At 67.7% G+C, this 12,963-nt stretch carries 10 protein-coding genes; 5 read left to right on the forward strand and 5 right to left on the reverse strand.

Annotated elements, in window-relative coordinates; translation table 11 throughout:
• Window positions 1-38: 38 nt before the first annotated feature.
• The 3 genes from AC07V5_RS15225 to clpB are packed head-to-tail and all read left to right on the forward strand — an operon-like array spanning window position 39 to window position 3,525.
• Window positions 39-512: a molybdenum cofactor biosynthesis protein MoaE gene (locus AC07V5_RS15225; RefSeq protein WP_495116516.1), complete on the forward strand. Its 474-nt coding sequence runs from the start codon at window positions 39-41 to the stop codon at window positions 510-512.
• A 5-nt stretch (window positions 513-517) separates the two neighbouring features.
• Window positions 518-874, forward strand: a complete 357-nt coding sequence (gene crcB, locus AC07V5_RS15230) for a fluoride efflux transporter CrcB (RefSeq protein WP_495116517.1) — start codon at window positions 518-520, stop codon at window positions 872-874.
• 59 nt (window positions 875-933) lie between these two features.
• Window positions 934-3,525 (forward strand): ATP-dependent chaperone ClpB, encoded by a 2,592-nt coding sequence (clpB, locus tag AC07V5_RS15235; protein WP_495116518.1) that lies wholly within the window; start codon window positions 934-936, stop codon window positions 3,523-3,525.
• 19 nt (window positions 3,526-3,544) lie between these two features.
• Here the strand turns inward: clpB and AC07V5_RS15240 are convergent, their stop codons facing one another.
• The 3 genes from AC07V5_RS15240 to AC07V5_RS15250 are packed head-to-tail and all read right to left on the reverse strand — an operon-like array spanning window position 3,545 to window position 6,892.
• The gene (locus tag AC07V5_RS15240; protein WP_495116519.1) at window positions 3,545-4,870 is read right to left on the reverse strand and encodes a GGDEF domain-containing protein; all 1,326 of its coding nucleotides are present in this window, start codon (window positions 4,868-4,870) and stop codon (window positions 3,545-3,547) included.
• A 55-nt stretch (window positions 4,871-4,925) separates the two neighbouring features.
• Window positions 4,926-5,909 (reverse strand): DUF2804 domain-containing protein, encoded by a 984-nt coding sequence (locus tag AC07V5_RS15245; RefSeq protein ID WP_495116520.1) that lies wholly within the window; start codon window positions 5,907-5,909, stop codon window positions 4,926-4,928.
• Entirely contained in the window at window positions 5,906-6,892 is a 987-nt protein-coding gene (locus tag AC07V5_RS15250) for an AraC family transcriptional regulator (protein WP_495116521.1), read from the reverse strand. The genes AC07V5_RS15245 and AC07V5_RS15250 overlap by 4 nt, the downstream gene beginning before the upstream one ends.
• A 127-nt stretch (window positions 6,893-7,019) precedes the next feature.
• Here AC07V5_RS15250 and AC07V5_RS15255 point away from each other — a divergent pair, with 127 nt between their 5' ends.
• Window positions 7,020-7,895, forward strand: a complete 876-nt coding sequence (locus AC07V5_RS15255) for a sterol desaturase family protein (protein ID WP_495116522.1) — start codon at window positions 7,020-7,022, stop codon at window positions 7,893-7,895.
• Between the two features lie 164 nt (window positions 7,896-8,059).
• On the forward strand, window positions 8,060-8,500 hold the full coding sequence (locus AC07V5_RS15260) for a hypothetical protein (protein WP_495116523.1): 441 nt from the start codon (window positions 8,060-8,062) through the stop codon (window positions 8,498-8,500).
• Between the two features lie 254 nt (window positions 8,501-8,754).
• Here the strand turns inward: AC07V5_RS15260 and AC07V5_RS15265 are convergent, their stop codons facing one another.
• Both AC07V5_RS15265 and AC07V5_RS15270 read right to left on the reverse strand, forming a co-directional pair.
• A complete protein-coding gene (locus AC07V5_RS15265; RefSeq protein WP_495116524.1) occupies window positions 8,755-10,764 on the reverse strand; it encodes a S9 family peptidase in 2,010 nt (669 codons plus the stop codon).
• Window positions 10,765-10,837: 73 nt separating this feature from the next.
• Window positions 10,838-12,850, reverse strand: a complete 2,013-nt coding sequence (locus tag AC07V5_RS15270; protein WP_495116525.1) for a S9 family peptidase — start codon at window positions 12,848-12,850, stop codon at window positions 10,838-10,840.
• Between the last annotated feature and the right edge of the window lie 113 nt (window positions 12,851-12,963).

Raw genomic sequence — 12,963 nt, forward strand, 5'->3', positions numbered from 1 at the left:
TGTGAATCTCACCGCGCGCCAAGGTGAGAATCCGTGACATGCCCAGAGTTTGCATCCAGACGGGGGACTTTGACCTCACGACCGAAACGGCCGCGCTGCGCGCCGCGGATGGCGGCGTCGGCGCCGTCGTCGCTTTTGTTGGCACTGTGCGCGAGCACAGCAGCGGTGCCGCCGTGTCCCAGATGGAGCTGGAACATTACCCCGGCATGACGGAGGCAGCCATCGAGGCCATGGTGGACGAGGCGTTCGCCCGCTTCGACATCCGCGCAGCCCGCGTCATCCACCGCGTTGGCACCTTGCAGGCGCGCGACCAGATCGTTCTCGTGCTGGTGACCAGCGCCCACCGCGGACAGGCCTTCCAGGCCTGCGAATTCCTGATGGACTACCTCAAGACCCAGGCGCCGTTCTGGAAGAAGGAACACACGCCCGGCGGCGCCCATTGGGTGGACGCCCGCACGGCGGACGACGAGGCGCTGGCGCGCTGGGGCATTGCCGGGGGGAATGCGGTTTGAATGCGTTGGCCGTTTCGATAGGCGCTGCCCTGGGCGCCTTGACGCGCTGGCAGGCGGGGGTGCTGTTCAACACCCGCTGGGCGGGTTTTCCGCTCGGCACGCTGATGGTCAACCTCGTGGGTGGCCTGCTGATCGGCATGGCGCTGGAGTGGTTCGGCCGCCAGCCCAACGAGTTGATGAAGCTGCTGCTGGTGACCGGCTTCCTGGGTGGGTTGACGACGTTTTCAGCCTTCTCGGGCGAATCGCTGGCGTTGCTGAAGCACGGTGAGCTGGGCATGGCGCTGGCTCATACGTTGGCTCACGTCGTGGGATCGCTTCTTGCCGCGTGGGTGGGCATGAAACTCGTTCAGGCCTTGATCTAAGGCAACTTGAAAAGCGTCGATGGGCGCCCACTTGGTTTTGCAACCGGAGGATTCCCACCATGCGTGCCGACAAGTTCACTACCCGCTTCCAGGAGGCCCTGGGTGAGGCCCAGAGCCTGGCCCTGGGCCGCGACAACCCGTACATCGAGCCTGCCCACGTGCTGGCCGCCATGCTGGCCCAGGAGGACGGGCCGCGTGCGCTGCTCGAGCGCGCCGGCGTGAAGGCCGCGGGGCTGAAGACGGCGCTGGACGGCCTGATGGCCGGCCTGCCCCAGGTCAGCGGCTCGGGCCAGACCGTGCAGGCTGGGCGCGACCTCGTTGCGCTGCTGCAGGCGGCCGAGAAGGAAGCCACCAAGCGCGGCGACCAGTTCATCGCCAGCGAGATGTTCCTGCTGGCCCTGGCCGATGCCAAGACCGACCTGGCCGGCGTCGTGCGCGGCCACGGCCTGACGCGCAAGTCACTGGAAGCCGCCATCGAGGCCGTGCGTGGCGGCCAGAAGGTGGATTCAGCAGAAGCCGAAGGCCAGCGCGAGGCGCTGAAGAAATACACGCTGGACCTGACTGAGCGCGCCCGCCTGGGCAAGCTGGACCCGGTCATCGGCCGCGACGAGGAAATCCGCCGCACGATCCAGGTGCTGCAGCGCCGCAGCAAGAACAACCCGGTGCTGATCGGCGAGCCGGGCGTGGGCAAGACGGCCATCGTCGAGGGCCTGGCCCAGCGCATCATCAACGGCGAGGTGCCGGACAGCCTGAAGAACAAACGCGTGCTGGTGCTGGACATGGCGCTGCTGCTGGCGGGTGCCAAGTACCGCGGCGATTTCGAGGAGCGCCTGAAAGGCGTGCTCAAGGAGGTGAGCCAGGACGCCGGCCAGACCATCCTCTTCATCGACGAGATCCACACCATGGTTGGCGCCGGCAAGTCCGAGGGCTCCATCGACGCCGGCAACATGCTCAAGCCCGCGCTGGCGCGCGGCGAGCTGCACTGCATCGGCGCCACGACGCTGGACGAATACCGCAAGTACGTCGAGAAAGACGCCGCGCTGGAGCGCCGCTTCCAAAAGGTGCTGGTGGATGAACCCACGGTGGAGGCCACCATCGCCATCCTGCGCGGGCTGCAGGAAAAGTACGAGGTGCACCACGGCGTGGAGATCACCGACCCGGCCATCATTGCCGCGGCCGAGCTGAGCCACCGCTACATCACCGACCGCTTCCTGCCCGACAAGGCCATCGACCTCATCGACGAGGCCGCCGCCAAGATCAAGATCGAGATCGACTCCAAGCCCGAGGCGATGGACCGCCTCGACCGCCGCATGATCCAGCTCAAGATCGAGCGCGAAGCCGTGCGCAAGGAGAAGGACGAGGGCTCGCAGAAGCGCTTCGGCCTCATCGAGGACGAGCTGCTGAAGCTGCAGCGCGAGTACGACGACCTGGAAGAGATCTGGACGGCCGAGAAGGCCCAGGCCCAGGGCTCGGCCCATGTGAAGGAAGAGATCGACCGCATCAAGCAGCAGATCGAGGAGCTCAAGCGCAAGGGCGACTTCAACAAGCTGGCCGAACTGCAGTACGACCGCCTGCCCAAGCTGGAAAAGCAGCTCAAGGAAGCGCAAGACAAGGAAGCCGGTGCCCACGCAGCCAACAAGCCGCGGCTGCTGCGCACGCTGGTGGGCGCCGAGGAGATCGCCGAGGTCGTTGCGCGCTCAACTGGCATTCCGGTCTCCAAGCTGATGCAGGGCGAGCGCGAGAAGCTGCTGCAGATGGAAACCAAGCTGCACGAGCGCGTCATCGGCCAGGACGAGGCCATCCAGGCCGTGTCCGACGCCATCCGCCGCTCACGCGCCGGCCTGAGCGACCCCAACCGGCCGCTGGGCAGCTTCCTGTTCCTCGGCCCCACGGGCGTGGGCAAGACCGAGCTGTGCAAGGCGCTGGCGGGCTTCCTGTTCGACAGCGAAGACCACATGGTGCGCATCGACATGAGCGAATTTATGGAGAAGCACTCGGTGAGCCGCCTGATCGGCGCGCCTCCCGGCTACGTGGGCTACGAGGAAGGCGGCACGCTGACTGAGGCCGTGCGCCGCAAGCCTTACTCCGTGCTGCTGCTCGACGAGGTCGAGAAGGCTCACCCCGACGTGTTCAACGTGCTGCTGCAGGTGCTGGACGATGGTCGCCTGACTGACGGCCAGGGCCGCACCGTGGACTTCAAGAACACCGTCATCGTGATGACGTCCAACCTTGGCTCGCAGCACATCATGGCACTGTCGGGCGAGAGCGACGAGGTCATCCGCGAGGCGGTGTGGGGTGAGGTCAAGAGCCACTTCCGGCCCGAGTTCCTGAACCGCATCGACGAGACCGTCATCTTCCACGCGCTGGGCGCCGCGCACATCAAGTCCATCGCCCGCATCCAGCTGCGCCTGCTCGAAGCGCGCCTGGAAAAGATGGAGATGAAGCTCGATGTCAGCGAAGCGGCGCTGGACGAACTGGCCAAGGTCGGCTTCGACCCGGTGTTCGGCGCGCGGCCGCTGAAGCGGGCCATCCAGCAGCGCGTGGAGAACCCGCTGTCCAGGCTGATCCTGCAGGGCAAGTTCGGCCCGAAGGACCTGATTCCGGTCGACGTGGACGGCGGTGAGTTCTCGTTCGGGCGGGTCGTGCACTGAAGGCGGAACTGCCGGCTGCCTAAACGGTGGTCGGCGAGTCGCTCTGCAGCGTCCGGTCCATCTCGACGCGGTTGCGGCCGATCTCCTTGGCGCGGTACAGCGCCTCGTCGGCGCGCTTGAGCGCGTCGGCCGTGGACCCGCCAGGTGGCGTCAGCGCCACACCAAAGCTCGCCGTCACTGAGATACGGCCGCCAGGCCCGGTGATTTCGCTGAGCTGCACGCGCTCGCGCAGCTTTTCGGCCAGGCGTGCCGCGTCGCGGATGCGCGTGCCCTGGCAGGCGATCAGGAACTCCTCGCCACCCCAGCGGCCGAAGACATCACTGGCGCGCAGATTGGCCGCCACGATCGCGGCGACACGGCGCAGCACCTCGTCGCCGCGGTCATGGCCGAAGCGGTCGTTGATGCGCTTGAAGTGGTCGATGTCCACCATCACCAGCGTCATGCCGTGGGCCTGTTCTTCCAGGTCGTCCAACGCCTGCTCCAGGCCGCGCCGGTTCAGCACGCCGGTGAGTTCGTCGACGGTGGCCAGGCGGCGCAGCTGTTCCTGCTCGATGCGAAGCTGGCGAGTACGCAACGTCAGTGCATCGATCTCGCGCCGCTGGCGCCTGTGCACCTGGCGCAGCTGACCCCAGCCGCGCAGCACGACAAGGCTCGCGCCGATCAGCCAGCCGCACAGGATGCCCAGGTAGACGCGGTCGCGGCTGACCCAATCGCCCTTCAGCGCCAGGCTGCGCAGTTGCAGCTCATGTTCCTTGCCGGCCAGGTCCGAGGGCAGGTCGATGGACAGCGCGGTCGCGTTCTCCAGGCTGGGCCGGTTGTACTCGCGCGCCAGGTCGAACTGGTGGATCCACCACTCGGGCACCGTCAGCTCGTTGAGATCGATGCGCACCGGCTTGGCGACATCGCGCGGCCTCAGGTTGATCGAGTGAATGCGCGCGCTGTTGCCGTCCTCGGCCTTGGAGAAGCGCGCATCGAAATTGCGGATGGCCACGCGCACGAAGGGCGACGGGCCCTCGTAGGCGAGGTCCATCTCCAGCGTGTCGAAGCGGCTCAGGTCGCGGCCGCGGGTGGGGTCGTCGCCGGCGAGGATCAGCGTCAGGCCGCAGGGTTGGTACTTGTCGGCGGCGGTGTAGCGGCAGCGCCAGCGCAGGTGCTCGGCGTCCAGCCACTGCACCGGTGCGTCGGCGCCCGTCTGGCCCGATGTCATCAGAAAGAGGTTGCTGACGGCACCGGGCGCGGTCAGGTTGAGGGTGCGCGCCGGGAGCAGCTCCAGGCCGACGAGGGCGGCGAGCGTGAGCGCGATGCCACCGGCAAGAAGACTCGGGTTGCTCAGGTCGTGGCGCACGGGTCGGGTTCGACAGGCAGGGTATGGGGCACTGTAGGGCCTTGCCGCCGGCGCGTCACCAGAGCGAGCGGTGGTCTTCGGTCACGCCGAGCAGCTGCTCGATGCGCCGAGGCGGGGCCTGAGGGCCGGCCCGCAGCGTGCCCGAGAAGCTGCCCACCGGCTGCACGTAACGGCTGGCTGCAAAGCCGAAGTTCTTGTCCGCCGCGCGCGCGCCTTCCGGGGTGAAGACGAGGTCGAGCAGGCCGTCGTCGGTGTGCACATGCCAAGGGTCCAGCGGCCGCGCGGCGTCGAACTCGAAGTGAGCTGCACCGAGCGCAATGGGCTGGCCGTCCAGCCACAGTACGTTCTCCTGGTTGCCGAAATAACCTTGTTGCAGGTTGAAGCCGACGTCGGGCCGGTGGGCGCTGGCCCAGCGCCAGGCGGTGTCGCGCGCCAGCAGGCCGTTGGAAGCGTCGACGGCGGCCCAGGCGTCGTCGAGGGCGAAGCGCTGGCCTTCAGCTTGCGCCCAGCCAAGCACGGGGAGGGCGCTGGTCTTCTGCGTTGCATGCGCCAGGCCGCCGCTGACGGGGCCGATGGCCAGCAGCGGCGGCGCCATGTTCCGCAGATCCAGCTCGGCCTCGATGCGCAAGGCGCGCGTGCTGACGCGCAGGTGCAGCAGGTCGCCCGGCCCGTGCTTCAGCGACAGCCGCGCGCCGGGGCCGCGGAACCAGGCGTTGGCGCCGGCCAGCGGCGCGTCGGACACGCCAGCCTGCAGGCCCGGCAGGCCGTCCTGGCTCCAGTCAGCCAGCAGCTTGCGGCGGCGACGGTCGAAGAGGTAGGCGAAGGCGGTGCAGGTCCAGCCGACGTCGACGATGGCCACGCCGATGAAAAGCTGCTCGTTGCCCAGGCCCACGTAATGCCAGCGCTTGTGGTGCAGCCTGCGCCACAGCCAGGAAGGGCGTGGCTGCAACCCGGCCCAGTCGATGTGCGAGATGCGGCCGGCATAGCGGCCGTGGGCCGTAGCGCCATGGATGAGGACGGATTCGGGAGCCAGGTTCATCGTGTGTGTTGCCTGCGCCATTGCAGCGGCGCCTGCCCCGTCCACTGACGGAAGGCGCGCGTGAAGGCGCTCTGTTCGGAATAGCCCAGCAGCAGGGCCACCTCGGCCAGCTCCACGCTCGCGTCGCGCAGATAGGCCTCGGCGAGCTGCTGGCGAGTCTGGCCCAGCAGGGCCTGGAAGCTCTGGCCTTGCTGGGCCAGGCGCCGCTGCAGGCTGCGCGGGCTCATCTGCAGGCTCTGGGCGAGGTCGGGCAGCTGGGTGCGGCCGCTGCGGATCAGGCCCACCAGGGCCTGGCGCCAAACGCCGACCGGCTCGCTGACGGCGGCCACCTCCCGCAATAGCGCTTCGGCTTGCGCGTCAAGCAGGGCCAGCAGAGCCGCGTCGGCGCCGCGCAGGGGCAGGGCCAGGTCGCGCAGCGACAGCACGAGGCGGGTGCTGGGCTGGCCGAAGCGCACCGGGCCGCCGAAGAAGTCCTCGTAGGGCCGCACGTCCGTCGGGCGGCGGTTGACGAAATCCACCGCCAGCGCGGGCAGCGGTCGGCCGGTGAACTCGCGCGTCAGCTGCACCAGGGCGGCGATGGCCGTCTCGTCCACCAGCGCGCCGGGCCGGCCGCGTTCCACACCCCATTCGATGCAGATGCCCTCCGGGCAGGGCTTTACCTGGGCGATGTTCACGTCATAGACCGAGCGGTGATAACGCTCCAGCCGCTGCAAGGCCTCGCCCAGCGTGCCGCAGGCCAGCGCCGCGAAGCCGACGACGCCGAAGTGGCGCGGCGCGATGCCGCGCGCCAGGCGCAGCGGGAAGGTCGACTTGGGTCCTGGGTCGAGATCGCGCGCCCGTTCCAGCAGGGCCTGCCAGCGGCGCAGTGCGACGAAGGTCTCGGCCGGTGCCGGCGGCTCGCCCAGCGCCTGGGCGAGGCCCAGCTTGCCCATGTGCTCGAAGAGCAGCTGGACATAGCTGGCGGCGACACGGGTCTCATCCATGGGGGCGCGATGATGCAGCAGCAGGGGTGGCGCTGGCGGCGGGGATAACGCCAGCGCTGGCGTGATTTGTCAAAAACCTGGGGCCGCCCGTCAAGTCGGCGTGGCTCAGAAGTCGCATCATTCCGCCATGGACTGGCTGCTCGACCTCTATCACCGCCACGGCGACTGGCGCGACCTGACGCTGGTCATGCTGTCGCCCATCTTCGGCGTCTTCATCGCGATGGAGGCCTGGCGCTTTCGCAAGACCGGCGTCTTCGATCTCTGGGACACCTTCGACAGCATGAACAGCGGCGGCAGCTATCTGGTGGCCGACCTGATCCTGCTCGTCGTGCTGGTGCTGCCGGCCATGGGCTGGGTCTACGACCACCGCCTCTTCACCATCGACGTCACCGTCTGGCGCTTCGTTGGCCTCTTCCTGCTGGTCGAGTTCCTGTACTACGGCTTTCACCGTGGCAGCCACCGCATCCGCTGGTTCTGGTGCGCCCACGTCGTGCACCACGGCTCGGAGAAGATGAACTTCGGCACGGCGCTGCGCCAGAGCTGGTTCTACCCCATCGCCGGCAACTGGCTGTTCTACCTGCCGGCCGTGTGGCTGGGCTTCGAGCCGCGCTGGGTGCTGTTCGCGCTGTCGCTGAACCTGGGCTACCAGTTCTTCGTGCACACCAGCTGGGTGGGCAAGATGCCGGCCTGGTTCGAGTTCATCTTCAACACGCCCTCGCACCACCGCGCCCACCACGGCCGCAACCCGCAGTACATCGACAAGAACTTCGGCGGCATGCTGATCATCTTCGACCGCATGTTCGGCAGCTTTGTACCCGAGGAGGCCCCGGTGGACTACGGCCTGGAGCACCCCTTCCCCACGCACAACCTGTTCTGGCTGAACGCGCACGAGTGGCGCGCGATGTTCCACGACATGGCCCAGGAGAAGACCTGGGGCATGCGCCTGGCCCATCTGTGGAAGCCGCCGGAGTGGCGGCGGCATTACAACGGGTTCAAGGGCTAGTTCGGGCCCAGGTGCTTGGCCAGGAAGGCGGCCATCCGCTCGGCGAGGGCGGCCCCGGGCCCTTGACGACGACTCGCCGGTCCTCCAGGCAAAATCCAGATGATCGGGGCGAGCCTGGCGTCAGGCCTGCTGGGAAGCCCACCTTGAAGAATGGAGCAGCATCAATGGCGCTGACGAAGAAGGGCGAGTTCTGGTACGGGACGACGTCCGGTGACACCCAAGCCGAGCTGCGCAGCTACAGCGTTGCTAATCGCCATGAGGCCGTCCGGTTTGCCGCGTCCAAATGCGATTGCGGGTGCCGGATCTTCGCGCTGCAGACCGATGAAGAAGCCGGCGTGGCGATCCGCACCTGCACCGACTGCGGGCAGGAACACCTGATGGGCGACAGCGCGGACTACGTTGAAGAAGCCGCGCCCGAGGCGCACGAGTGCGTGTGCGAGAACGAGGTGTTCGAGCTGATGTCCGGCGTCTCCGTGTACGAGGGCACACATGACGTGCGCTGGTACTACATCGCTTGCCGCTGCGTGGAATGCAATCTGGTCGGGGTCTTCGCAGACTGGAAGTGTGAAGCGGGTGATGCGGCGACCTTCCTCGCCAAGGTATGAGCGGCCGAACCCAGCAGAGATCAGGCTCACAGGCTCGGGGTCACGCAAGGCTCAGAGTCAGGGCTCAAGTTTCATACCCTAGCTAGAGCAATACCTGACTCTTTCGCGCTGGAGCGCCTAGCCTCGGCACATCGACGGCGCCATGGGCGCAGTTACCGCGCGAGCGGCCGAGGGGTGTCATGAAGTGGTCGGCGGACTTGGCTGTATCAATGACAGCTAGCGCTGCAAGGCCGTCATCCGGTGACGCATAGCCGTCAAGGCTGCGAGGGGCCCAGGTGCTTGGCGAGGAACTTCTCCATTCGCTCGGCAAAGTCGACCTGGTTCTTGACGACGCCAAAGCCATGGGCTTCGCCGGTGTAGGTTACCCACACGGGATCGTTGCCGGCAGCGCGCAGGGCCTCGCGCATGCGCTTGCCATGAGCCAGTGGCACGCGCTGGTCCTGCTCGCCGAAGGCCAGCAGCACGGGCGCCTTGATGCGCGCAGCCTGCTTGACGGGTGAGTTGGCGGCCAGCATGGTGGCGTCTTTCATGGCGTCGCCGACCCGGTCCGGCATCGCGTACTTGCGGTAGTCGTCATTCAGGTCGTCTTTGACGAACCAGGAGCCGCTCACCATCAGCTCCAGGTCGGTCACGGCCAGCCAGGCGACGCCGCAGCGGTACAGCGCCGGGTCCTTGATGAGGCCCATCAGCGTGCTGTAGCCGCCGTAGCTGGCGCCGGCGATGCAGGCCTTGTCGCTGGCCAGGCCTTCCTTTTGCGCCCAGCGCAGCGCGTCGGCCACGTCGTCCTGCATGGCCTGGCCCCACTGCTTGAAGCCCGCCTCGAGGTGGACGCTGCCGTAGCCGGCGCTGCCGCGGAACTCGGGTTCGATGACGACGTAGCCGCGCGAGGCCAGGAACTGGGCGTCCGCGTCCCACCGCCATTCGCCGCCGCGGACCCAGGGGCCGCCATGCACCAGCACGACGGCCGGCAGTGGCCCCTTGGCATCCGGGTGCCGGGTGATCCACACGGGCAGCTCCAGGCCGTCACGTGCCTTGATGCGCTGCAGCTCCAGCGTGGCCATCTGGTCGGGCTTGATGTCCTCGCGCACGGCCTTGAACAGCCGCCAGTTCTTCTCGCCCTCCGGCGGCTTGGCCTGGAAGAGGTAGAGCTGGCCCGGGTTGCGGTCGCTGTAGCTGTGCACCAGGGCCACCATGTCCGGTGCGCCGCAGCGGCGGCACTCGATGCGGTTGACGCGGCCGGCGAAGAGGTTGTCGGCGCGCTGCTGGAAGGCCTTCATCGCGGCATCGAACCAGACCGTGGTTTCGCCATCGGCCACGATTCGAACACCCAGCGTGCGGCCGGCCTCGTCGGTGACGAAGCTGCCTCGGTAGTCGAAGCCCGGCACGGCGGCCAGGGGTTTGGCCTCGGGCTTGCCGCTTGCGAAGTCGTAGCGCGACAGCTCGCGGGTGCCCTGTGCGCCTTCAGCCCGCGACACGAACAACGTGCCGGCGTCGTCCACCGCCTCGACGCGGAAGGGCAGGGTGATCAGGTCGCTCTCGTAGAGCTGAGTCCAGGTCCGGGTGCCGGGCGGCTGCCAGTAGGCGGCCTGGCGGTTCTTGTGCTGGGTCAGGGCGACGCGCGGCTCGCCGAGGCTGTCCGCCACCCAGCCCACCGTGTGCAGCGGGTCCTTGTAGTCGACGCTGCGGGTGGTGTTGTTGACCACGTTCAGCCAGACCGGCGTTTCGACGTAGTCCCCGCTGTGGGCGTACTCGACGAGCAGCACCTCCTCGTTGACCTTGCCGGGCCGCGATGGCGGCACCGTCAACAGGCGGTGGTTCCAGTCCAGCATGCGGTCGTCGCGGCCGTCGTTGATGACGGGCTTCCATTGGCGCCGTACCAACTGGCGGGCCGGCGAACCGTCGGTCTTCACCGTGAACAGCCCCGGCGCGCCCGCGGGTCGGCCGCTGCCCGCGCTGAAGTCGGTGACGCCGAACACCAGTCGTTCGTCGTTGACCCAGTGCACGTTCATCACGTCCGCCTCGGGGAACTGGGCGACGCGCAGGCTGCGCCCCCCCGGTGCGAGGTCGTAAACGACGAGGGCCACGCGCGGTGTGCCCTTGGCTGTGGTGACGGCCAGCCGGCGGCCCGAGGGGGACAACACGGCGTCGGCGATGTCGGCGTCCTTGTAGAACACCTCCGCTGGCGGCGATGAGGCCTGGGCGTGCTGAATGCCCAGGCAGACCAATGCAAGCGCGAGCGCGCCCGTGTGCAGACGTGAAGGCATGACCTCTCCCTGATTGAGATTGTTTTTTTCGGCGCGCAGGATAACTGCCTCCCCAAGGGGGCGGCCCCTGGTCTCAGGGTTGCACGGGGCCGATGTGCTTGGCCAGGAAGGCCGCCATGCGTTCGGCGAAGTCGACGCGGTTCTTCACGATGCTGAAACCATGTCCCTCTCCCGGGTAGGTGACCCATTCGGGCTCGTTGCCGGCCTCGCGCAGCGCCTTGCGCATGCGGTCGCCGTGGGCCATCGGCACGCGCAGGTCAGCCTCGCCGAAGGCCAGCAGCACAGGAGACTTGATGCGCGCGGCCTGCTTGACGGGGGAATTAGCGATCAGCAGGGCCGCGTCTTTTTCCGCGTCGCCGATCATCTGCGGGACGGTGAACTGGCGGGCCACCGAGCTGTTGTCATCGTTCACCCACCAGGAGCCCTTTACCAGTAGTTCCAGGTCGGTCACGGCCAGCCAGGCCACGCCGCAGCGGTACAGGGCTGGGTCTTTGATGAGGCCCATCAGCGTGCTGTAGCCGCCGTAGCTGGCGCCGGCGATGCAAGCCTTGTCACTGGCCAGGCCTTGATCCTGGGCCCAGCGCAGCGCGTCGGCCACGTCATCCTGCATGGCTTGGCCCCACTGCTTGAAGCTGGCACGGAAATGGGCGTTGCCATAGCCCGTGCTGCCGCGGAACTCGGGCTCGATGACGACGTAGCCGCGCGATGCCAGGAACTGCGCCATGCCGTGCCAGCCCCAGACATTGCCCCGCACCCACGGCCCGCCATGCACCAGCACGACGGCCGGCAGCGGACCCTTGGCGTCGGGCTGTTTCGTGACCCAGACCGGCAGGTCCCGACCATCCCTCGCCTTGACGCGGTGGAAATCCATCTGGGCCATCTCGGCCGGCTTGATCTCGTTGCGCATGCGGCCCACGGGGCGCCAGTTCGCCTCGCCGTCGGTTGGCTGAGCCTGGTAGAGCCAGAACTGGCCCGGTTCGCTGTCGCTGTAGGAACGCACCAGCGCAACCACATCGGGCTGGCCGCAGCGACGGCAGCTGATGCTGTTGATGCGGCCCGGCATGCGCTCGTCGGCCAACTTCTGCAGGGCCTGCATGGCGGGGTTCTGCCAAAGCGTGGTCTCGGCATCGGTGATGACGCGCACGCCCAGTGCCGTGCCGGCCGCATCGTTGAGCACACGGCCGCTGAAGTCGAAACCCGGCGTCACGACCAGGGGCTTGGCACCGGGTGCGCGGTGTTCAAAGTCGTACAGGCTCAATACGGTCTCGCCTGCAGGGCCTTGCGTTCTCGTCACATAGAGCTGGCCGGCGTCGTCCACGGCGTTGATGCCGAAGGGCGGGTTCAGCAGGTCGCTTTCATACAGGGGCTGCCATTCCTGCTGGCCAGGCCCGCGCCACTGCGCGCCCCGGCGGCCATCGCGGCGGGTCAGCGCGACGCGCAACTCGCCGCGGCTGTCGGTCAGCCAGCCCACGCTGTTGGGAGGGATGGTGACGTCGGTGGCCCGCGTGCGGCCGGTGCGGGTGTTGAGCCATAGCGGCGTTTCCAGATGGCGCTCGTCGGTCGTGAACTCGATCACCAGGACTTCCTCGTTGACCTCACCGGCCTGTGGCCGCGGCACGGTCAGCAGGCGGTGGTTCCAGTCCAGCAGCCGGTCGTTCCGGGAACTGCCATCGGAAACGACGGGCCGCCCCATGCGCCGTACCAACTGGCGTATCTGGCTGCCATCGGGATTGACCGCGAACAGGCCCGGCGCGCCGTTGGGGCGGCCGCTGCCATCGGACAGGTCCGTGACGCTGAAGACCAGGCGGTCATCGTTGACCCAATGGGCTTGAGAGATGTCTCCGTCCGTGAACTGGGCGGTACGCATGGGCTTGCCACCCGGGCTGAGGTCGAACACGCCCAGACCGATGCGCGTGGCGCCAAAAGAGCTCCGCACGGCGAGCTTGCGGCCCGAGGGCGAGAGCACGGCCTCGACGATGGCCGGATTCTTGAAGAAAGCTTCGGTAGGCGGCGGGGCGGCCTGTGCGGCGGTGGCGGACAGCAAAAAGCCGGCAACGATGCCGGCCCAGCGTTTCAAAGTCTCCAAGATTTCCTCCCTGTGCTGCTTCGTTGACAGCGCTGGACAGCATAAAACAGGCGCCGCGTAGCCTGGCTGCGCAACTTGGCAATCCTCACCCTCCTGCCGAGGCCTGCCCCCTG

It is taken from the genome of Roseateles sp. GW821-FHT02E12 (assembly GCF_059421665.1).

Coding starts and splice junctions, on each gene's coding strand:
- AC07V5_RS15255 (WP_495116522.1), top strand. CDS start 7,020: ATGGACTGGCTGCTCGACCTCTATCACCGCCACGGCGACTGGCGCGAC.
- AC07V5_RS15245 (WP_495116520.1), bottom strand. CDS start 5,909: ATGAACCTGGCTCCCGAATCCGTCCTCATCCATGGCGCTACGGCCCAC.
- clpB (WP_495116518.1), top strand. CDS start 934: ATGCGTGCCGACAAGTTCACTACCCGCTTCCAGGAGGCCCTGGGTGAG.
- AC07V5_RS15265 (WP_495116524.1), bottom strand. CDS start 10,764: ATGCCTTCACGTCTGCACACGGGCGCGCTCGCGCTTGCATTGGTCTGC.
- AC07V5_RS15225 (WP_495116516.1), top strand. CDS start 39: ATGCCCAGAGTTTGCATCCAGACGGGGGACTTTGACCTCACGACCGAA.
- AC07V5_RS15250 (WP_495116521.1), bottom strand. CDS start 6,892: ATGGATGAGACCCGTGTCGCCGCCAGCTATGTCCAGCTGCTCTTCGAG.
- AC07V5_RS15260 (WP_495116523.1), top strand. CDS start 8,060: ATGGCGCTGACGAAGAAGGGCGAGTTCTGGTACGGGACGACGTCCGGT.